Here is a 19317-nt window from a genome sequence, read left to right as displayed (position 1 = left end):
TCGCCATCTCGATCATCGCCCAGGATGCCCGCATCCCGCCGCCACGAAGCCTACGGCACGCACCGGGAGCGAGAGACTCCTGCACCGCGATCCTGCCGACGCCTGTCACACTCGAACGGGGGAGCATCTCCGAGCAGGACGACGCCCGTCGCAGCGCTCCCCGACCTACGCTGCGCCGTCGCGATGCGCAGCGCCGACGACATCTCGCCCCGTCGGGACACGAACCGCTGGCGACCGCTCGTCGCCATCCTCCCGCTCGTGGCGGTCGCCGCCATCACCCTCGGTCCGCTCCCGGTTCGCCTGCTCGACCTGGCGACGGACCTGACGGGGTGGATCGCATCTCGCGTCGGACTCGCTCCGCCCAGCCATCCCAGGAGGGGTCAGGTCGAGGCGGCGCTGAACCTGGTCGTCCCGGCCGCCGCGGCGATCCTGTTCCACCTGGGCTTCCCCCGCGTCCGTCCACGCTCGATCGCGCTGGGCGGTCTCGCGACCACCCTGGCGATCGAGACGCTCCAGCTGATCCTCCCCGGGCGTCATCCCGATCTGCGAGACCTCGTGCTGAACTCGTGCGGAGTCCTGCTCGGGGTCCTCCTGATCGCGATGGTGCGTCACCTCGCAGGTGCCACAGGACGCCGAGCAGACCGAGGTTGACGTACAGCACACCCGAGAGGATGTGGTAGAAGAACGCGTCGAAGGTGTAGGAGCTCACGAGGGTCGCAAGCACCGACGCGAGGAGGCCGAACGCCAGGATCCGGTGCTCGGGGGCGTCCTGGGCGATGCGAACGGCCGTCCACACCATCGCCACGATCCAGAGCGCGAACACGGCCAGGCCGACGACTCCGATCTCGATCGCCAGCTTCTGGATCTCGTTGTCGAGCAGCAGGTACTCGGTGGGCGTGAAGGTCCCGTACCCGCGTCCGAACCAACGGTTCTCCGAGACGAGCCGGAGGACCTCGGGGGTCCGTGCGAGCCGGGACTGCACGCTCGGATCGCTGTCGGCGTTCGCGAAGAGCGAGCGCAGCGTGCCGACGAGCCCCGGCACGAGGGAGCCGGCGACGATCACGAACACCACCGCCCCGATCGCCAGGTTCGCACGCTGGCGCCAGCCGAAACCCAGGAGCAGGACGGCGAACATGATGCCCAGCGCGAGCACGGCCGACCGGGAGATCGAGATCATCGCGCAGAACGCGAGGACGAGGACGGAGATCCGCAGCCACGTCGATCGATCGGTCGCGGCGCGAGCGACCGCGAGCGGGACGAGCGCGCCGGTCACGACGCCGAACTCGATCGGGTGGAGAGCGGTGCCGAACGGGCGGTTGAAGATGGACCGCTGCTGGACCTCCTCGATGCCGGGCGTGTTGGCGACGAGCCCCGGGATGCTCAGCGTCGCCGCCAGATCGACCCCGAAGAAGAACTGCACGAGCCCGAACCCGCACATGATCATCGAGAAGGCGATGGTGAGGTCGACGATGCGGTTGACGGTCGCCGCGGTGCGCACCCGGCACGCGACGAAGATCGTGAGACCGGCGAGTGAGAAGATCGTGATCATCGCTCGGTCCGAGGTCGAGATCGCCAACGTCGACAGGGCCCTGACGTGCGCGTTCGCGTAGCCGGCGACCGTCACCGCCAGGTAGGCGAACATCCCGTGGACGATCGGCGACGTCTGGAAGCGGTTCGACTCCCCGTGCAGCGCGGTGAGCACGACCAAGCCGAGCATCACCAGGCCGACCAGGGAGGCAGGCGACCCGGCTGCTCCGAAGCCCGGGACGACGAAGCGAGCGGGGACCGCGAAGAGGAGGAAGAGGAAGACGGTGACGATGGCCGGCACGTCGCCGCCTGCACGACTGGTCACGTGGGGGCTCCTCGACGACGACAGCGTGGTCGTCGTCGTCACTTGCGAAGGGCGCTCTCGAACTCGCGCTCGTCGGCGAACTCATACTCGACCGTGTCGTCGAACCCGTCGCCGTCGGCATCCCCCGACGACGCCTGGGCACGCGGCTGCCTCTTCGCACGACGACGCAGGATGAGGCCGTCGACGACGACGGCGAGCACGCAGGCCGCTGCGATCCCGAGCAGCGCGACGCCGGCGGCGGGTCGGACGATCGAACTCGACGAGCGGACCCCCTCCGCTGGCGGGTTGAGCGTCGTCAGGGTCGTCAGCTGCCCGGCCTCGAGGCCGGCTGCGAACTGGAGATCGGCGAGCTCGCGGTCGAGAGCTTCGACCACGGCTGCGTACGCCGGCTCGATCTCGGCAGCGACCGTCGAGGTCACAGCGACGGTCACGATCGGAGCCGTGTCACGAGGCTGCACCGTGACCGCGTAGGTCGAGTTGGGCGCTGCGTTCGCGACGGCCTCCTGGACGTTCGGTCGAAGCGCGAGATCGGTCACCAGGCGCATCGTCGAGAGGCTCGGGGGGTAGGGGTTCACACGGCCGCCGGCGCTCGGCAGCACGGCGATCGACACCGTCAGGGTGCTCACCTCGCCGAAGGCGACGACGTCGTCCGCGGTCAGGTCGCTGACCGGCCGCAGGGTGACGGCCGACGCCCCGGCACCGACGGCTCGGACGAGCAGATCGGTCGCTTCGGCGGTGATGGTCTGCCCGGTCTGCAGCACGTTCGCCGCGTCGGGGCCCTGGATCTGCAGCGTGACCACCGACGGGGTGAGGTTCTCGACGAGCAGGTAGCTGTCCACCAGGCCCCGCTCGGCGAGGCTCCGACGGTAGCTCTGCTGGTCGAGGGCGGTGCGCAGCAGCGGTCCGGCGACCGCCGTCTGCACGACGGAGTCCGCTGCCGCTCCGGCGGCGTTCGACTGCGCCTGGTCGATCACCAGCAGCTCCGAACCGACGGAGCTGTACCGGATCTCCGGTTCTCCGATGAAGGTCACGCCGAGGTAGGCAGTGAGCGCCAGGATCGGGAGGACCACGAACCACCGGCGGAACATGATCCGGAGGAGACCGAAGAAATCCATGTGCGTACGTGCCCTTCGTGAACCGTCGATGCTGATCGAGCCGGTGGTCGATGTGTCTGTCGTGGGTCCGTGGAGCATCACGATGCCGATCGCGACGACGCCTCCGTACTCCGCCGCACCGAAGGGTACCGGAGGGTCGGTGGCCCCGGCGGTCAGGCTGTAGCTTACCTCGCGTGGCCCCGCGCCTGACCAGCATCAACCAGTTCAAGGGGCTGCGCCGGCGCGTCGTGGACGCCCGGAAGTGGTGGCTCCGCTCCGTGTGGGGCATGGACATCGCCGACTCGGTGGAGCTGTCGATGTCGGCGAAGCTCGACCGGAACTTCCCGCGAGGCGTCCACATCGGCGCGCACTCCTACGTCGCGTTCGAAGCGCGGATCCTGTGCCACGACCGCACGCGCGGCCTGTACCTGCACACCCGCATCGGTGAGAACTGCTTCATCGGCGGCCGGAGCCTGATCCTGCCCGGCGTCGAGATCGGCGACGGCTGCGTGGTGGGCGCCGGTGCGATCGTGACCAAGTCGGTGCCCGCCGGTTCGATCGTCGCCGGCAACCCGGCGACGATCGTCCGCACCGACATCGAGGTCGGACCGTACGGTCGGTTCCCCGACGCCGATGCGAACACGCTGCGCCTGAAGGCCGAAGGCAAGTTCTGACGGCGCCATCGGCGGGCGCACCTCCGCTCCGATGGCGGTCGACGAGGCATCGCACCCGGGCGCTCACGCAGTCGTGCGAACCGCCCGTCGCAGGGCGGTGCCCGCCGACGTCACCGTCGGCCCGACCCCCGGGTCACGGAACCCCGTGGGCGTCGATCCGCCGCCGGATGTCGAGCCGGTGTCGCCCGCCACGTCGCACGGCGGCGGTGCGCACGCACCCCCGTCACCCGAGACGAGGGGTTCGGCCGGGAACAGACCCAGATCGGCGGTCTCGAAGCGACGCACGTTCGGCGTGACGACGGACAGCACCTCTTCCTTCGCTCCCATCCACTTCGCCATCGTGCTCGCGTACTGATCCACCGCTGTCGTCGGGATCAACCGGCCCCGTCCGACGTCTCCGTCACCGCCGTCTCGGACCTGCGGCAGTCGACCCACCACGCGGCCACCGAGGACCGAGCCACCCATGACCATGTGGTGCGAGCCCCACCCGTGGTCGGTCCCGTCTCCGTTCGACGTGAGGGTGCGGCCGAAGTCGGACGCGGTGAAGGAGGTGACCTGGTCGTTCGTCCCCAGCGCCAGCATCGCTGCGCGGAACGCGAGGAGCGAATCGCACAGGTCACGCATCAGCTCGGGCTGCGACGACGTCTGACGGGCGTGGACGTCGAAGCCGCCCGTGGACACGAAGAACACCTGTCGCCTGAGGCCGAGGCCGTTGCGGCCGGCGTCGATCAGCCGTGCGACCATGGCCAACTGGTCGCCGAGGCTGCTGTTCGGGAACGCCGCGCCGGAACCGGGGGGCATCACCGAGGCCAGACGGCCGGCCGAGGAGAGCGCCCGGCGGGTGGCGTCGCGGTAGGCGTCGGATAGCAGGCCCCCGCTCGAGGTGCCCATCACGTCGCGCAGGGCGTCCATCACCGGATCGGAGCCGATGGCCGGGGCCAGCTCCGTCACGCCTCGGGTGTCGACGTGGTACTGGTTCGCAGCGCTCCCGGTCATCATCGTCGTGTTGCCCGAGGTCGACATGCAGGTGAAGACCGAGTCCGCCCCGTTGCCGTCGAGCATGAGGTCGGCGAGGCGGCCCCCCCACCCGTGCGAGCTTCGCTCGTCCTGGGTCGTCTGCCACATGGTCTGCTGGTCGTTGTGCGAGAACAGCTGGGCAGGGCGGTTCGTGACCGATGCGAGGTACTGGGCCTTGGTGGTCGGCCCCTTCAGCGTCCCGAGGTTCGCGACGACCGCCAGGTCTCCGCTCGCGAACACCTCTGCCAGCCCTCGGAGCTCGGGTGCGAGCGAGAGCTGACGTCCTTCGCCGTCCGGATCGCCGAGCGGTGTGAGCTCGGACCGCGACGGGGTGAGGTCGGGGCGCAGGTTCCGACAGGTGCCGTAGCTCTCCGTGTCGTAGGGGACGTAGGTGGAGTTGTGATCGTTCCCTCCGGAGAGGAACACGCACACGAGAGCTCGGTAGTCCGAGCCTCCGGTCGTGCTCGATCGCGTGGTGAGCGCATCGGCCGCAGAGGCGTCCGCTGCGTCACCGGGCGGCGTCGGACCGACCGATGCGGACAGCTCCGCACCTGAGACTCCGGCCAGGTCGAGGGCGAACGGCGTGGCGAAGCCCGCCGTCGCGGCGATCATCCCGGTCCGGGTGAGGAACTGCCGACGGCTGTGCTTGCGAGGGACGTGGAAGTGGGGGGAGTTGTTCTCAGACATGGCTCAGTGCTCGATCAGGAAGTCGGTGGTCGCAGCGGTCAGGAGGACGGCGCTCAGGGCGCGCTCGCGCTGCTGGGTGGACGGGACGCGATTGGTGATCGCCGAGACCGCGGCGATGATCCTCTCCCGGGTCGGGGCGGCCAGGCCGCCGGGACACAGGCGGCGGACCACCTCGTCGACCAGAGCGGGCGGTGACGAGAGCCCCATCAGCCCGGTGAGGTCGAGGGAGATGCCGGTCGGTTGGCGGTTCAGGAAGCCGGAGAGCCAGTTGATCCACCCGATCGTCGACGCAGCGGTCACGATCTCCATCTCCGGCGCGACGAGGCGCCGGGAGTCGAGCTCGGTCGAGGGCGGGGTGTAGCTCGGGCTGTAGAAGTTGAACACCGACGACGAGTAGTACGGCTGCTGGCCGATCGCGGTCGCGGCGTTGTCCAGACGACCGATGCGCCAGACGGGATCGGTCGACGAGATCCCGAGCGCTCGTGCGATGACGGTGAAGCGCAGCGCCGGTTCGCGCAGCTTGCCGAACACCGCCGGATCCGGCGGCGAGACCGCCTCGATGTCGGTCAGGACGGCCATCACGACCGCCCCGAGGTTGCCGCGACGGCCCGTGCCGTCGTCGTGGAAGGTCTGCGCCACCCGTTGGACGTAGGACGGGCTCGGATTGCTCGTGACGAGTCGCTGGATGAGCTGGCGTCCGATGAAGGGGCCTACGTTGGGGTGCGCCGACAGGTGGTCGAGGGTGAGGCGCAGCGTCTCGTCGATCGACGTGCCGGCGGGGATCGTGAGGCCGAGGAAGCGCTTCTCGCCGGACTCGTGCCACCGGTCGACCGGCTCGCGCGGGGCGAGCCTGATCCCGTACCGCTCGGGCAGCGGCGCGGTCGGCAGGATCCAACCGGTGAACGCCCTCGCCAGCCCCATGACATCGTCGAGGTCGTACGTGGGGATCGGTTCGCCGCCGCTGAGCCGCCGGGTCCCGTCGGACTTCAGCTCCCACAGACCGATCGTGAAGAGCTGCATGATCTCTCGGGCGTAGTTCTCGTCCGGGCTCGATCCCTTCGAGGCACCCTCACGGGCGCTTCGCTGCAGGGACAGGTAGCGCGACATCGCCGGGCTCAGGGTGACCGCCTCGATCAGTTGGCGGAAATCACCGAAGGCGTGTGTCTCGAGGAGGTCGGCGAACGCCGCCACCTCGTTCGAGTTCACCGCCTGATCCGAGACCACGAAGATCTGGGAGAGGGCGTACCCGACCCGGCGGCGCAGCAGGTCCTTCCCGGTCAGCGCGTGACGCCAGACGGCGTACTGCAGCCGTTGGGCGTCGCTCGACATCATGATGTCCAGGTGCCGATCGCCTCGAGGAGCCGAGAACTGCTCGTCGAACCACTTGTCGGGGCCGACGGCCCGGAGGTGGCTCACGTCCCCCGGCCGTGCGCCGAAGGTGGCTCGTTGCAAGAAGCGGTGGGCACCTTGCTCGGTCGCGCAGAACTGCGCGATGTGGCTCTGTGTCGTTCCCATGGGAGGTTTCCTCGGTGCGATCGTCGGCCGCTGCACTCAAGAGTCTCTGAAGAGTTCGCGATCCACGAGCACGCGATCGTGTGCGTTGCTAGCTTCGATCTCTCGCGTGTCTCGGCGGGCCTGTCGTCGAGGGTACGTGACGCGCTCCGGAAGTGGTCGGCTCTCACCTCATGCGTTCACACACCGCTTCGGCGGCGTTCACAGACTCGTCATCGCCGGGCCGGGGCACGGCCCCCACCCGTCATGGAGCGATCCGAGGCCAGCGGCGGCCCGCTCCCAGCCGGGCGCGCGGTCGGATCGCCGGACGGTCGCGGGCAGGCGCCCGATGGGGCGGTACGGTCGCCGCATGGCCCCCGGTGACACGCGGCTCGTGACCGAGCGCCGCGAGGATCCGGTGGCGTCGGCGATCCCGTCGTTCTCCGTCGTGATCCCGGCCTTCAACCGGGAAGCGAGCATCGATGTAGCGATCCGCAGCGTCCTGCTCCAGACCGAACCGTCGCTCGAGGTGATCGTCGTCGACGACGGATCGACCGACGACACCGTGGCAGTCGTCGAATCGATCGTCGATGATCGCGTCCGCGTCATCCGCCTCGAGCGCAACCGAGGTGCGAACGCGGCACGCAACGTGGGCATCGAGGCGGCCCGAGCTCCGTGGATCGCGTTCCACGACAGCGATGACGAGTGGTTGCCGAGGAAGCTCGAGCTCCAGCTCCGGGCGCTGTCGGACAACCCGTCTGCGATCGGGGCGTGGTGCGCGATGGTCGTGGTGGACGAGACACCCGCCCGGAGCAGATCCAAGTTCCTCGCGTACGTACCGGACCTGCCGGTCGACGAGGTGCGCGGTTCGTTCTCGCGTCACGTGCTCGAGAGGAGCATGGTCAGCAACCAGACCCTGATCGTCGACGCTGCGACGATCCGCGCCATCGGCGGCTACGACGAGTCGATGCCGGCGCTGCAGGACTGGGAGCTCGTCCTCCGGCTGCACCAGCGCGGCGAGCTCGCCTTTGTCGACGAACCGCTCGTGATCCAACGCCTCAGCACCGACTCCATCACCCGCTCGGGTGCGAAGAGGGTGGCAGCGCGATCATCGATCGTGGACAAGCACATCGACCTGTTCTCCCGTCAGCCCGACGTCCTCGCGCTCAACCTCTACGCGATCGCCGGCGGGTGGCGCATCGTGGGCGATCGGGACCGGTCCACGACAGCGCTCGACCGTGCCATCGCCGTCCGACCGTGGTGGGTGCGCGCCCGCTTGATGCGCTTCGCCGTGGCGAGGCCGAGCGTCGATCGAGCCGTGAGCCGGTTCCGTGCGCTCTCGGACGGATCTCGCGAGCGCGAGGATCTAGATCAGGCGGCGGAGACGCTCGGCGACGCTGCGGACGACCGGCGCGGATCGAGCGCGGGCTGATGTCAGCGTCGACTGGAGCAGGACGTTCTCCGACCAGCAGATGACGGGTCGGCCCGTCAGCCGTTGGATCTCGTACGCCTGCGAGGGATCGCTCTCGACGAACAGGTCGAGGCCGCTCGCCGTGTAGTGACGTGCCTTGTGCGCGGCGTGCAGACCGAGTGCTCGGCGAGCCGCGCCGGTGCCGGGGAAGAGGATGAGGTCGTCGTACTCGACATCGTGCTCCTCGAGCCAGTCCCTCGTCACCCCCTCGAACCGCGTGCTGCGACTGGAGATCACCGCTCCCAGTCGATACGTCGGTGCGACGCGCATCGGCGCGGTCCGGTAGTACTCCTCCAACGTCGCGTCATCGGTCGACGCCCGGTCCGGAGGATCGGGGCAGAAGATCCCGTCCAGGTCGAACCCGATCGAGCGCGACTTCGGGTGGTGCAGCAGGTTCCACTCGAACACCCGTGGTTGATCGACGATCTCGCACCAGTGGTCGACGAGGTCCGCGGATCGCGAGGTGGCGTAGACCACCATCGTCGTGACGTCGGCCGTGGGGTCGCCGCACCGCACCGCCGCGACGGCGTCGCGCAGGGAACTGCCGGTGTTGCAGCTGTCGTCGACCACGAGGACACGGCGACCCGCTCCGCCGGATCTGTCCCGCCTCGGTCGACGGGTGGTGCCGTGGACGGCGCGCCCGGCTGCGAACATCGCCGGCGACGTGAACAACTCGACGTTGCGATAGAGGGACACGAGCGTGGCCGGCACCAAGCCGCTCCGCGGGATGGCGACCACGCAGTCGATGTGGCCGATCACGTCGAGACCACCGATCAGCGACCGGTTCATTGATTCGACGCTCCGGTACATCACGGCGCCAGAATGATACCGGTCATCCGGACGAGCGGGATCGGCCGACGGTCGACCGTTCCCGCGGCCCGGACGGCGAGCCATCCACCCTCGTTCGGTGTTGACTCTCACTGATGCTGGGCAGGTTCGACGCGCACGTGCGCTCCTTGCGATCGCCACGAGCCGTCTTGACCGGGGGGAACCTCGTCGCCCAGGGGATCAGCTTCTTCGGCGGCCTGATCCTGGCGAAGGTGCTGGGCGCGTCGGGGCGGGGAGACGTCGCCGCCATCGCCGTCTACAACGAGGCCAGCACCCGAGGGTTCGCGCTCGGGATCCCCGCCGCGGTGGGGCATCACGCGACTCGTGCCGACGAACGGGATCGCACGCACGCCGAAGCGCAGCTCCTGGGCGCGGCCGCTCGCCTCTCGTTGCTGATCGCACCCGTCGGAGCACTCGTCGCGTGGCTCGTCTTCACGTTCGCGCTCGGGGAGACGTCGCGGCCGATCCGATTGCTGATCGTCGCAGCGATCGTGGCCACCCCGGCGTTCAGCACCGTGCCGAACTCGGGGAGGATGATCCTCGTCGCACGGGGACAGCTGCGCGCCGTCGGTGTCATCACCGTGGTCCAAGCGTCGTCCCGTGCCGTCCTCTACGGGGCCTTCGCGCTGGCCGGAGGTCTCACGGCGACGAGCGCCGGCCTCATCCTCCTGGGGACCGAGTGGGCCGTCGCCGCCGTGACCCTGGTCGTGGTCGGGGTCCGGCCGCGCCGTGGCGGATCGGCTCGACCGCTGATGGGCTACGGGATGAAGACCGTGCCGGGGTCGCTCGCCACGCTGACCAACTCCCGCCTCGACCAGATCCTGATGGTCCCGCTCCTCTCCAGCGCCGACCTCGGCATCTACGCCGTGGCCGTCGGGATCGCGTTCGTCCCGATCAACCTCGGCAGCACCCTCGGCCTGTCGGTGTTCCGCGAGGCCGCCGCCGACGACGCGACCCGCCGGGTGACAAGCATGCGCATGATCCAGGCGACGCGGTGGATCGTCGCGGGCACGGTGGTGAGCTGCCTCGCCGCGTACCTCCTGATCGTCCCCGTCTACGGCGAGGAGTTCTCACGCTCCACGTGGCCGGCGGTGCTGCTGATCATCGGATCCGGCTTCGCGGGGTGCGCATCGGTGCTCGTCCAGATCGCCAACGCCTGCGGGCGCCCCAGCTACGGCTCGTGGGGGTCGGTCTCGGCGCTGGTCGTGACGCTCGTCGGGCTGCCGATCGCGCTCCCGGCGCTCGGGGTCGTCGGGGCCGCTCTGGTGTCCCTGGTGGCGTACAGCCTGACGGCCGTCATCCTGTTCGCCCTCGTGCGTCGCGACGGCCTCGTGTTCGTCGATCCGGCCTCCGTCGACGACGAGACGGGACCGCACCAGCCGACAGGGGTCGGCGCCGGTCCGGTCGGCGACCCCGGGGCACCGCGGACCGACCCGACCGGGGACGGGCGCAGCCGGGGGGACCTGTCGTGACGGCGTCGCGTCCGGGCGCGCTGCGCCGACTCGCCGAGCTCCGTCCGCTCGACGTCGCGCAGGTCGTCGTCGTCGCCGCCCAGCTCGCGCGCGCGGAGGCGCTGCTGCGGCTGCGACCGGTGGACCGGGTCGCGGCCGCCTACGGGATGCTGTTCGACGAGGAGGGGCCCGCCCAGACCGGACCGGTCGCGCTGAGCGACGCCGAGCGACGCTGGCTGCACAACGCCACCCGCATGATGCTTCGCTGGCCGCTCGACCGCTCCTGCCTGCGCCGCTCGCTCACCCTCGGGTGGATCCTCCGGCGCCGACGCCCGGAGCTGGTGATCGGCACCCGCCTCGACGACGGCGTCCTCGCGGCCCACGCCTGGGTGCGGCTGGGCACCATCGACCTCGACCCGTCGGCCACCGAGCACGTCCGCTTCGACTGACGCGGGCGGCCCCGTCGGCAGGCCCCGCCGGACCGGCGGCCCGTCGCGCCGACGTCAGCTCGACGCAGCGACCACCGCGTCGAAGTAGCGACGACGATCGCCGTCACCCGGGCGCTCGACGAACAGCTCGGTCGCGCTCATCGGCTCACCGTGCAGCAGGCGGCGACGGGCGAACGCGATCGCGCGGCGCCCGAACCGCTCGACCGTGACCCAGGTCGTCGGGCCGAGCGAACGGGTCGCGAGGCGCAGGATGGACTCGTCCAGCTCGGCGTCGGCGACCGGCCGACGCCGGTCGAGGAGCTCCAGCGCGAGGCGCAGGGCCCGGTTCGGGACCAGTCGCTCGATCACCCCGTCGGGCACGTCCAGCCCGAGGTGGCGCTGGGTGCGACCCACGATCGCGCCCACCTGGATGGCCGCTCCCCACGAGCGCGCAACGTCGACCACGTCGTCCCAGTCGGGCTGGTCCGCGAGCACGAGCTGCTCGACGTCCTTCAGCCACACGAGGCGGTGGCCGCCCGAGATGCAGGCGTGGACGCAGGAGTACACGAGGGTCTCGGCGGGGCCGAAGGTCGGCACCTCGACGCCGTCGAGATCCACGGTGCGTGCGGTGTCGAAGATCGCGGCGTGATCGGGCGTCGACATCGTCCGCATCGACTCGTTGACCAGCAGGTTCCAGTGGAGGTCGAGCGATGTCCCCATCGGCATGATCAGGTGGACCTCGCCGATCACCCGCTCGAGCATCAGCTCCCAGTTCTGGTCGAGGTGGAAGCCACCGGCATCGACCAGGAGATCGATCGCGCGCTCGAGGTCGCGCCCGCGCACGAGGACGTCGAGGTCGGTCGTCGGGCGCTCCCAGCGGTCGCAGCCGGCGATGGTGGTGAGCACCGGCCCCTTGAAGGCGAGCCAGTCGATGTCGGCGCCGGCGAACACCTCGGCCATCCACTCGACGTCCAGCAGCGCCGTCATCCGCGCGATCGCGTCGTCGACGGCGCGGGCGTGCAGCGCTCCCTCCCCGGCGACCCCGTGGTGGCGGAAGGTGTGCAGCAGCGGCCCGGGCACCCGGTGCACCAGCGCCTTCTCGATCAGCTGGGGCCCGAAGCGCTCGAGCAGGGCCGGTTCGACCGCACGGTGGCGCGCGCTCGAGACGGCGTCCGCCAGCACCCGCCCCACCTCGGTCGTCCGCATCCCGCCGTCAAGAGTAGTTCTCACGTCGGTCACGTTCGGCATCACCCAGCACCACCTTGACCGGTTCGATCAGATCGGGCAGGTCGCCGTGCCACGGCAACCGGGCCACGCCGACCTGCGCCGACGACGCCAGCGCGGAGACCGCCGTGAAGTGGTCGTCGAGCAGCGCGGGGTCGACGACCCCCGGCACGCGGATCTGGCCGAGCAGCGTCATCAGGGCGATCGCGGGATCGACCTCGAGCCACGAAGCGGCGTCGGCATCGGGATCCAGCCGGACGAACGCGATCCGATCGATCGCGATCGGATCGCGGCGACCGGGCGGTTCGAGCGAACCCGTCACCTCGGTGGCATCGATCGGCGGGAGCATCGTTGCGTCGACGGTCACGCGACCGTCGGAGCTCGCGCCGACGTCGAGGCCGGGGAACGACCGGCGGACCTCGCCCGGCGTGCGGCGCAGCCGGAGGATCCTCGGCCCCGGGTGGGCGACCCAGCCCGACTCCCCACGCTCGACGCGCACGGAGTCCTCCGCGACGAGCCGGGCGCCGCCGGCGACGGCCGCCGCCGCGGTGACCGACTTGCCGTGTCCGCTGGGGGCGACGAGCAGGGTGCCCGAGCCGTCGACCTCGACGACGGTTCCGTGCAGCACGGTCAGCGAGCGCGACATCGCCGCGATCGCCAACCCCACCCCTCCGACGAACCACCCGACGGTCCCCGCCGCGTCCGGTCGATGCGCGACGCGCAGCGTCGTCGGCCCGCCGGCGGTGGCATCGACGACCACGGTGATCCCCTCGGCGGCGACGTGCCAGCGACCCCCCGACGCCGTGATCGCCATCGTGCGCCCCGGCGTCTCGTCGCGCGCGATCACGCTCCCCTCGGGATCGGCCGCCGTGGCCGGCCCGTCGTGGATCGCGACGACCACGTCGGCGGCCGAGGCGGGTTCGCCCACGGACCGGCCGAGACCGGGGAGCTCGATCTGCGATGACACGTCGAGCCCGTGCACGCGGTGCACCCGCAGCGGGCGCTGCGCCCGCGCGCCGTCGGCCGGCGCACCGCCGCTCGACCGGGAGCTCACGACGATCGCCTCGCGCACGGGCGCTCGAGCGGTGTCGGATCGGTCGACATGGGCACGCCACGCTACCCACCCCACCGGTCGGGGCGCGGAGCTGCGAGACGTGGCGGGGGCGGAGCGCGGACCGCGAGCGGCGGGGTGGCCGGGCGGCCGCGGGTCGCCAGCGGTACCGTGTGGGCGGTGGCGGCGACGAGACGCAGGTCGGTGAGCGGCGCGGCCGCCGCGCTCCCCCGGCTGCTCGCACGTGCCCTCGCGCTGGTGTGGGCGAGCGGGCGTGCGTCCTGCCTCCGCCTCGGGGCGCTCACCGTCGTGCAAGCCCTCGCGACGGTCGTGCAGCTCGCCCTCGCCGGTCGGCTCGTCGGCCAGGTGCAGGCGATCGCCGAGGGATCGGCCGAGCTGTCCGACGCCCTCGTGGTGGTCGCCGCGTTCGGGGTGGCGTTCGCCGTCCAGGGTGCGGCGTCGGTGTGGCTCAACGAGGTGCGCGTCGTGCTCGGCGAGCTCACCACCCGCCACGCGCTCGCGCAGATCTCGGGGGTGGCGACCCGGGCCCCGCTGATCGAGTTCGACCGACCCTCCTTCCACGATCTGCTGACCCGTGCCCTGCGCAGCGGCACGTCACGCCCGATGCAGGTCACCTCGGCGCTCACCACGATCGCCTCCGCGCTGGTGCTCTGCGTCGCCCTCGTCGTGACGCTCGCGCTCATCCAGCCCCTCGTGCTGCTGGTGCTGCTCGCCGGCGGGGTCCCGGCGTGGCTCCTCACCCGCCAGGCCACGCGGCTCGGGTACCGGTTCCAGGTCGACGAGACCGAGCCCGATCGCCGACGCTCGTACCTGCTGTACCTGCTCACCTCGCGCGCAGCGGCGGCGGAGCTCCGCGCGTACCAGCTCGCCGACGAGGTCGACCGCCGCCACGACGCCAGCTGGGGCGGCCGCATCGAGCGGATCACCCGGGTCGCCCGCCGTCGTGCGGTGCTCGGCTCGGCCGGTCGGTCCGTCAACGCGCTCGCGATCGCGATCATCATCGGGGTGCTCGTGTGGACCGTGTCGAGCGGGCGCGCCGACCTGACCGCCGCGGCGACCGCGGCCGGCGCCGTCGCCCTGCTGGGCCAGCGCCTCACCGGGCTGCTGGCCGGGGTCGGGGTGCTCTACGAGTGCGCCCTGTTCCTCTCCGACGTCGACGAGTTCTCGTCGATGTTCCCCGAGCGCTCCCACCCTCCCGCCGTCGACGTCCAGCGCGGCGGCGACGGCGCCGACGACGGCGTGCTGCGCGCCAGCGACGTGTCGTTCACCTACCCGACCGGGAACCGTCCCGCGGTCGACGCGGTGTCGGTGGAGGTCCGCACGGGCGAGGTGATCGCGCTGGTCGGCGCGAACGGGTCGGGCAAGACCACGCTGTCGAAGGTCCTCGCCGGCCTGCTCACGCCCGACGGGGGGACGCTCACGTGGAACGACCGGGGCGTCGACGCCGACGACGTCTCGTGGCACGACCGCGTCGCCGTCGTCTTCCAGGACTTCAGCCAGTACATGCTCCCGCTGCGCGAGAACATCCGCTTCGGGCGCGTCGCGCGCGACGCCTCCGACGACGAGGTCCGCTCGTCGCTCGGGTTGGTCGGCCTGGACGACCTCCCGGACTCGCTCGACGACGGCCTCTCGACGGGGCTCGGCCCGGAGTACCAGGGCGCGACCGACCTGTCCGGCGGGCAGTGGCAGCGGCTCGCGATCGCGCGCGCGTTCTTCCGCGACGCCCCGATCGTCATCCTCGACGAGCCCAGCGCGGCCCTCGATCCCGACGCCGAGGCCCAGCTGCTCGACGGCATCGAGCAGCTCACCGTCGGGCGGGCGACGATCATCGTCAGCCACCGCCTCAGCACCGTGACGCGCTCGGACCGGATCTACGTGATGAGCCACGGGCGCGTCATCGAGGCCGGCCCGCATCGCGAGCTGATGAGCCGCGGCGGCGAGTACGCGCGGATGTTCCGCCTGCAGGCCGACCGCTTCGCCGGCACCGACGACGACCGCCCGTCGACGCACGCAGCCGAGGGTGCGCGTGGCGACCTGCCCGCACCGCTCGTGCCGACGCCCGGGTCGGACCCGCGGGTGGCGACGCCGGACCCGCGCCCGGACCCGAGCGGATGGGGCGCCCCCGACGGGGTGTCCCGCGCCGCTCAGAGCGGGCCGACGGCGCGATCGAGCTCGGCGGCGGAGTGGACCCCGAACCGCAGGAACAGCCGGTGACGGCCGTTCTCGACGGTCTTGCGACTGACCCCGAGCCGACGTGCGGTCTGCTTGACCGACTCCCCCGCGCGGATGCCCTGGACCACGTCGAGGTCGCGCGGGCTCAGCTCGCTGGTCGTCGCTCCCTCGTTCCACGCCTCGTCCACCAGGCGGTGCAGCGTCGGCGGGGGAAGGGTCGGCCGACCGGCGGCGGCGTCGTCGATCGCACGGCACAGGTGGTCGAGCGTGGTCGTCGCCACCGGCAGGTGAGCGACCATCCCGGCCTCGATCGCCTCGACGACGGTCAACTCGCCCACGAGCTCACCGACGACGACGAAGCGCGCTCGACCCCACGGCGGCGAAGTCGCGCACCGTCGGGGCGACCATCACCCGGACCCGGTCGTCGGCGCGCACCGACGGCACCTCGTTGACGTCGGCGCGCTCGGCTCTGAGGCAGGTGTGCACGACGTCTCGGGTGAGCCCCGGCGCGCCCACGACCGAGACGCCGCGCGAACCGCCGACCACCTCCGCGGCGGGCTCGCGCTCGCGCAACCGACGTCGCAGGGTGGTCACCGTGCGCTCGCTGACGCCCAGCTCCTCGGCCAGCTCCCGCGTGGTGGCGCCGCGGGCGACGCCGCGCGAGACCACCGCCTCGCGATCGGTCATCGGGGCGTCGCCGATCACGGGTCGACGCCAGGCGGGGCGCCGTCCGAGCGCGGCCATGACGTCGTCGAGCGAGTCGCGGCGCACCCCCGAGGCGTCGTGCACCACGAGACCGCCGCGCTCGACGCCGACCACGAGCTCGGCGAGGGCCGGTGTCGCCTGGCCACGGTCGCCGAGCCGGATCGCGACCGCCCGCTCGACGAGGTCGGTCACCGCCGCGCTCCCGGGCGCTCCGACGGAGTTGCGGGATCACCCTGGGGTGATCGGTAGGTGATCGGCATTGCATCGGACCATATCCGCTGCCATCATGGAGCCCATGACAAAGGCATATGCGAAGGCGGAAATCAAGGACCTCGGAGCGATCCGAGACATCACGCAGGGCAACCTGAACGGCAACTCCGACGACGGCGTGAAGATCACGATCAACGTCGAGGGACTGGGCGTCGTCACGGCGTTCGGCACCGTTTCGGGCATCCCCGTCCCCTGATCCTCACCCGAGCGGCCCTCTCGGCCGCACGGACGATCTGACGAACGGCTGCCTCGCCTCCGGGCGAGGCAGCCGTCGCGCGTCCGAGCGGACCCCGCCCGATGCCCGGATCGACGGCACCGCCTGCATGATGGAGGCCATGTCGAGCACCGATGCTCCCACCCCGGAGGAGATCGCCTTCGGTCACGGCGTCGGGATCGACGACGACGTCCGGCGCCTCGTGCTGCGTCGCCAGCGGGCGGCCGTCGCACGCGAACCCTCCGCCGTGCTCCTGGGAGCGATCCGCGACCGGGTGCGCGAACGGTGCTTCGTCGAGTTCTCCGGGGGCGTCGATTCCAGCCTCGTGCTGTCGGCCGCGGCTCGGGTCGCAGCCGAGCGCGGCGCCCCCGCCCCGGTCCCGGTCACCTTGCGCTTCGCCGCGCGATCCACGCGCGAGGACGAGTTCCAGGAGCGCATGATCGACTGGCTCGGGCTCACCGACTGGCGCATCATCGACGTCGACGACGAGCTGGACCTCGTCGGTGAGACCTCCCGGCGCTCGCTGCTCGAGCACGGCCTGAACCACTCGCCGCGCACGGCCGGCCGGCCCTGGTGGCTCGCCCGCCTCGACGTCCGCGACGGCGACGTCCTGATCAACGGCGACGGCGGCGACGAGGTGCTCGCGACGGCACCCCTCGTCGTGCTGCACGCCCTGCGCTACGCAGCCCGCAGCGGCCGGTTCCGTCGCCAGGCGCTCCAGCTCGCCGACGAGCGACTCCGGCGACGCATCCGGCCGGCGGCGGCGATCGCCCACCCCGCCTGGCTCGACGAGCGCGGGCGCGCCGCGCACCGCGCCGCCCTCGACGCGGATCGGCGGCGGGCGCTCACCATGAAGCAGTTCCTGCGCGACTACCGCTCGAGCCGGGCCCTCGTCATCGGCGAGCGGCGCCTCGCCGAGCAGGCCCGGCGCTTCGGGCTCGACTACTTCGCTCCCCTGCTCGACATCAACGTCATCTGCGACCTGGCGGCCTCGATCCCCGACCACCACTTCATCAACCGCAGCCTCGTGGTGCGGCGTCACTTCGCCGACCTCCTCCCCCCGGAGATCCTCCACCGGACGAGCAAGGTGTACTTCTCCGAAGCGATCTACAGCACCGCCACCCACGAGTTCGCGCGGCGCTGGGACGGGGTCACCGGGATCCCCACGCCCTACGTCGACGCGGAGGTGCTCCGACGGACCTGGCTCGACGCGAGCGATGCCCGCAGCGGGCTGATGCTGCAGGCCGCCTGGCTCGCGACGCGGAGAGCCGCGACCGGCGCCGAGCGGGGGACGGCCGCCGACCCGGGCGACGACGACCGATGAGCCGCTACCGCTTCGCCGGCGACGTCGTCGACTCCGACGTCACGCTCGGGCTCACCCCGGGCGACGGACCCGCCGACGTCACCGTCACCACCACGCTCACGACGCGCCTCGTCGGCCCCGAGGTCGCCGACGTCCTCCACCACGGTCGCCTCGACGGAGCGCCGTGGTCGCTCGCGACCCGTGGGGACGGGCCGGGCTGGTGCATGGTCTTCGGCCACGGGTGCGTCGCCACGATGAGCGCCGACCGGAGCCGGATCGAGCTCCGCGTCCACCCCGACGGGCCCGACGAGTGGATCGCCGAGGTGATCACCGGCTGGGCCCTCGTCTACCGGCTCGCCGTCGCCGGGCGCGCCACCTTCCACGCGAGCACGGTCACCCTCGACGGCGCCGACGCGGTGGCGATCGCCGGACCGGGGCACTCGGGCAAGTCGACGATGGCGGCCGCCGTCGTCGCGCTCGGCGGCTCGCTCCTCGGAGACGACGTGCTGGCCGCCGAGGTCGACGCCGAGGTCGACGTCGGAGTCGGCGGGAGCCGCGTCGGCGGGAGCCGCGTCGGCGGTCGCGGCGGCGTCGTCGTCCACTCGACGTCCTCGGTGCTCAAGCTGCGCGGGCTCGCGCAGGAGCTGCGGCGACGATCGACCTCGGCGCCCACGACGACCTTCGACGGACGTCTGGCCGTGCGAGCCGACCCCGCCCCCGACCGGGCTCGCCTCGTGGCGCTCCACTTCCTGGACCCGGCGGCCCCCGCCGGACGACGACCGATCGACCCCGACGAGGCGGCCGTCCTGCTCGTCGCGAACTCCAAGGTCGGCACGTGGTCGTGGGACGAGGCGAGCGCGAACGAGTTCGACGCCGCCTGCGACCTGGCCGATCGGGTGCCCGCCTACGTCGTCGGGCGCGGCGACGGCGCGACGACGGTCGCGCAGCTCGAGCGGATCGCCGCGGACCTGTTCGACGTGTGAACCGGGATCGCGCCGCGATCGGGTCGATGCCGACCCGGACGGCTCAGCGCGTCTCGAGGACGCCGCGCTCGTCGAGGTTGCTGCAGAGCTCGACGAGGTCGGTCTCGATCTCGGACGCATCGGTGTCGAAGACCTCGGCGAGCGAGGTCGCCGCGTCGCGCAGGACGACGCCCTCGACGAAGGCGGGCCACACCTGGGCGATCGATCCCTCGATCGAGAAGTAGACCGAGTTCTTCAGGTCCATGATCACGATCGAGTCGCCGACGTCGCGCGACCGGGCCGACGCCCGGTCGAACTTGACGAAGGTGTCCCTCGTGATGCTCATCGATGGGAATCTAACCGGAGGTCCGCCGACCGGCCGCCCACGACCACGTGACTTGA

18 protein-coding genes and 1 pseudogene are annotated in these 19317 nt (G+C 71.5%); 9 read left to right on the top strand and 10 right to left on the bottom strand.

Annotated features, from left to right (window positions below; genetic code table 11):
* The first annotated feature begins 24 nt into the window (after positions 1–24).
* Entirely contained in the window at positions 25–651 is a 627-nt protein-coding gene (locus ACOOHC_RS05905) for a VanZ family protein (RefSeq protein WP_420453865.1), read from the top strand.
* A 175-nt stretch (positions 652–826) separates the two neighbouring features.
* Here ACOOHC_RS05905 and ACOOHC_RS05900 read toward each other — a convergent pair.
* Together ACOOHC_RS05900 and ACOOHC_RS05895 are read right to left on the bottom strand one after the other, a co-directional pair.
* A pseudogene (locus tag ACOOHC_RS05900) lies at positions 827–1438 on the bottom strand (O-antigen ligase family protein); the annotation flags it as partial.
* Positions 1439–1890: 452 nt separating this feature from the next.
* Complete coding sequence (locus ACOOHC_RS05895) at positions 1891–2967, bottom strand: hypothetical protein (RefSeq protein WP_420453080.1); 1077 nt, start codon at positions 2965–2967, stop codon at positions 1891–1893.
* A gap of 173 nt (positions 2968–3140) precedes the next feature.
* Here ACOOHC_RS05895 and ACOOHC_RS05890 point away from each other — a divergent pair, with 173 nt between their 5' ends.
* Positions 3141–3620, top strand: coding sequence for an acyltransferase (locus ACOOHC_RS05890; protein ID WP_420453079.1), 480 nt, complete (start codon positions 3141–3143; stop codon positions 3618–3620).
* Between the two features lie 63 nt (positions 3621–3683).
* Here ACOOHC_RS05890 and ACOOHC_RS05885 read toward each other — a convergent pair whose 3' ends face one another.
* Entirely contained in the window at positions 3684–5324 is a 1641-nt protein-coding gene (locus ACOOHC_RS05885; RefSeq protein WP_420453078.1) for a DUF1501 domain-containing protein, read from the bottom strand.
* Between the two features lie 3 nt (positions 5325–5327).
* Positions 5328–6839 carry a DUF1800 domain-containing protein gene (locus tag ACOOHC_RS05880; protein WP_420453077.1) on the bottom strand — a complete coding sequence of 504 codons (1512 nt, stop codon included), beginning with the start codon at positions 6837–6839 and terminating at the stop codon, positions 5328–5330.
* A gap of 346 nt (positions 6840–7185) precedes the next feature.
* Between ACOOHC_RS05880 and ACOOHC_RS05875 the strand changes: the two genes are divergently transcribed.
* A complete protein-coding gene (locus ACOOHC_RS05875) occupies positions 7186–8247 on the top strand; it encodes a glycosyltransferase family 2 protein (protein WP_420453076.1) in 1062 nt (353 codons plus the stop codon).
* Here ACOOHC_RS05875 and ACOOHC_RS05870 read toward each other — a convergent pair.
* A complete protein-coding gene (locus ACOOHC_RS05870) occupies positions 8182–9096 on the bottom strand; it encodes a phosphoribosyltransferase (RefSeq protein WP_420453864.1) in 915 nt (304 codons plus the stop codon). The genes ACOOHC_RS05875 and ACOOHC_RS05870 overlap by 66 nt on opposite strands.
* A gap of 113 nt (positions 9097–9209) precedes the next feature.
* On the opposite strand from ACOOHC_RS05870, the gene ACOOHC_RS05865 reads away from it, so the two are divergent.
* The gene (locus ACOOHC_RS05865; RefSeq protein WP_420453075.1) at positions 9210–10586 is read left to right on the top strand and encodes a lipopolysaccharide biosynthesis protein; all 1377 of its coding nucleotides are present in this window, start codon (positions 9210–9212) and stop codon (positions 10584–10586) included.
* Complete coding sequence (locus ACOOHC_RS05860; protein WP_420453074.1) at positions 10583–11014, top strand: lasso peptide biosynthesis B2 protein; 432 nt, start codon at positions 10583–10585, stop codon at positions 11012–11014. The genes ACOOHC_RS05865 and ACOOHC_RS05860 overlap by 4 nt, the downstream gene beginning before the upstream one ends.
* Before the next feature lie 54 nt (positions 11015–11068).
* On the opposite strand, the gene ACOOHC_RS05855 is transcribed toward ACOOHC_RS05860, so the two are convergent.
* On the bottom strand, positions 11069–12241 hold the full coding sequence (locus ACOOHC_RS05855; RefSeq protein ID WP_420453073.1) for a nucleotidyltransferase family protein: 1173 nt from the start codon (positions 12239–12241) through the stop codon (positions 11069–11071).
* A complete protein-coding gene (locus ACOOHC_RS05850) occupies positions 12207–13271 on the bottom strand; it encodes a hypothetical protein (protein WP_420453072.1) in 1065 nt (354 codons plus the stop codon). Before ACOOHC_RS05850 ends, ACOOHC_RS05855 begins: the two co-directional genes overlap by 35 nt.
* Before the next feature lie 177 nt (positions 13272–13448).
* Here ACOOHC_RS05850 and ACOOHC_RS05845 point away from each other — a divergent pair, with 177 nt between their 5' ends.
* Positions 13449–15503: an ABC transporter ATP-binding protein gene (locus tag ACOOHC_RS05845; protein ID WP_420453071.1), complete on the top strand. Its 2055-nt coding sequence runs from the start codon at positions 13449–13451 to the stop codon at positions 15501–15503.
* Here the strand turns inward: ACOOHC_RS05845 and ACOOHC_RS05840 are convergent.
* Positions 15434–15799 carry a LuxR C-terminal-related transcriptional regulator gene (locus ACOOHC_RS05840; RefSeq protein ID WP_420453070.1) on the bottom strand — a complete coding sequence of 122 codons (366 nt, stop codon included), beginning with the start codon at positions 15797–15799 and terminating at the stop codon, positions 15434–15436. The two genes, ACOOHC_RS05845 and ACOOHC_RS05840, sit on opposite strands and share 70 nt — an antisense overlap.
* 4 nt (positions 15800–15803) lie before the next feature.
* On the bottom strand, positions 15804–16358 hold the full coding sequence (locus ACOOHC_RS05835) for a helix-turn-helix domain-containing protein (protein ID WP_420453069.1): 555 nt from the start codon (positions 16356–16358) through the stop codon (positions 15804–15806).
* A 103-nt stretch (positions 16359–16461) separates the two neighbouring features.
* Here ACOOHC_RS05835 and ACOOHC_RS05830 point away from each other — a divergent pair, with 103 nt between their 5' ends.
* The 3 genes from ACOOHC_RS05830 to ACOOHC_RS05820 all read left to right on the top strand — a co-directional run bounded on the left by ACOOHC_RS05830 (position 16462) and on the right by ACOOHC_RS05820 (position 18936).
* Positions 16462–16632, top strand: a complete 171-nt coding sequence (locus ACOOHC_RS05830) for a hypothetical protein (protein ID WP_420453068.1) — start codon at positions 16462–16464, stop codon at positions 16630–16632.
* A 139-nt stretch (positions 16633–16771) separates the two neighbouring features.
* Positions 16772–17974 carry an asparagine synthase-related protein gene (locus tag ACOOHC_RS05825; RefSeq protein WP_420453067.1) on the top strand — a complete coding sequence of 401 codons (1203 nt, stop codon included), beginning with the start codon at positions 16772–16774 and terminating at the stop codon, positions 17972–17974.
* The gene (locus tag ACOOHC_RS05820; protein WP_420453066.1) at positions 17971–18936 is read left to right on the top strand and encodes a hypothetical protein; all 966 of its coding nucleotides are present in this window, start codon (positions 17971–17973) and stop codon (positions 18934–18936) included. Before ACOOHC_RS05825 ends, ACOOHC_RS05820 begins: the two co-directional genes overlap by 4 nt.
* A gap of 43 nt (positions 18937–18979) precedes the next feature.
* Here the strand turns inward: ACOOHC_RS05820 and ACOOHC_RS05815 are convergent, their stop codons facing one another.
* Entirely contained in the window at positions 18980–19261 is a 282-nt protein-coding gene (locus ACOOHC_RS05815; RefSeq protein WP_420453065.1) for a PqqD family protein, read from the bottom strand.
* Between the last annotated feature and the right edge of the window lie 56 nt (positions 19262–19317).

Source organism: Ilumatobacter sp. (assembly GCF_965215205.1).
GTDB lineage: Bacteria > Actinomycetota > Acidimicrobiia > Acidimicrobiales > Ilumatobacteraceae > Ilumatobacter_A.
Note: the sequence above shows the minus strand (reverse complement) of the source record. Positions and strands in the feature narration are given on the sequence as shown.

Excerpts from the sequence above, each read along its gene's own strand:
- ACOOHC_RS05825 (WP_420453067.1), top strand. The coding sequence starts at position 16,772 with ATGTCGAGCACCGATGCTCCCACCCCGGAGGAGATCGCCTTCGGTCAC.
- ACOOHC_RS05865 (WP_420453075.1), top strand. The coding sequence starts at position 9,210 with ATGCTGGGCAGGTTCGACGCGCACGTGCGCTCCTTGCGATCGCCACGA.
- ACOOHC_RS05885 (WP_420453078.1), bottom strand. The coding sequence starts at position 5,324 with ATGTCTGAGAACAACTCCCCCCACTTCCACGTCCCTCGCAAGCACAGC.
- ACOOHC_RS05820 (WP_420453066.1), top strand. The coding sequence starts at position 17,971 with ATGAGCCGCTACCGCTTCGCCGGCGACGTCGTCGACTCCGACGTCACG.
- ACOOHC_RS05830 (WP_420453068.1), top strand. The coding sequence starts at position 16,462 with ATGACAAAGGCATATGCGAAGGCGGAAATCAAGGACCTCGGAGCGATC.
- ACOOHC_RS05815 (WP_420453065.1), bottom strand. The coding sequence starts at position 19,261 with ATGAGCATCACGAGGGACACCTTCGTCAAGTTCGACCGGGCGTCGGCC.
- ACOOHC_RS05895 (WP_420453080.1), bottom strand. The coding sequence starts at position 2,967 with ATGGATTTCTTCGGTCTCCTCCGGATCATGTTCCGCCGGTGGTTCGTG.
- ACOOHC_RS05880 (WP_420453077.1), bottom strand. The coding sequence starts at position 6,839 with ATGGGAACGACACAGAGCCACATCGCGCAGTTCTGCGCGACCGAGCAA.
- ACOOHC_RS05875 (WP_420453076.1), top strand. The coding sequence starts at position 7,186 with ATGGCCCCCGGTGACACGCGGCTCGTGACCGAGCGCCGCGAGGATCCG.
- ACOOHC_RS05870 (WP_420453864.1), bottom strand. The coding sequence starts at position 9,096 with ATGTACCGGAGCGTCGAATCAATGAACCGGTCGCTGATCGGTGGTCTC.
- ACOOHC_RS05855 (WP_420453073.1), bottom strand. The coding sequence starts at position 12,241 with ATGCCGAACGTGACCGACGTGAGAACTACTCTTGACGGCGGGATGCGG.
- ACOOHC_RS05905 (WP_420453865.1), top strand. The coding sequence starts at position 25 with ATGCCCGCATCCCGCCGCCACGAAGCCTACGGCACGCACCGGGAGCGA.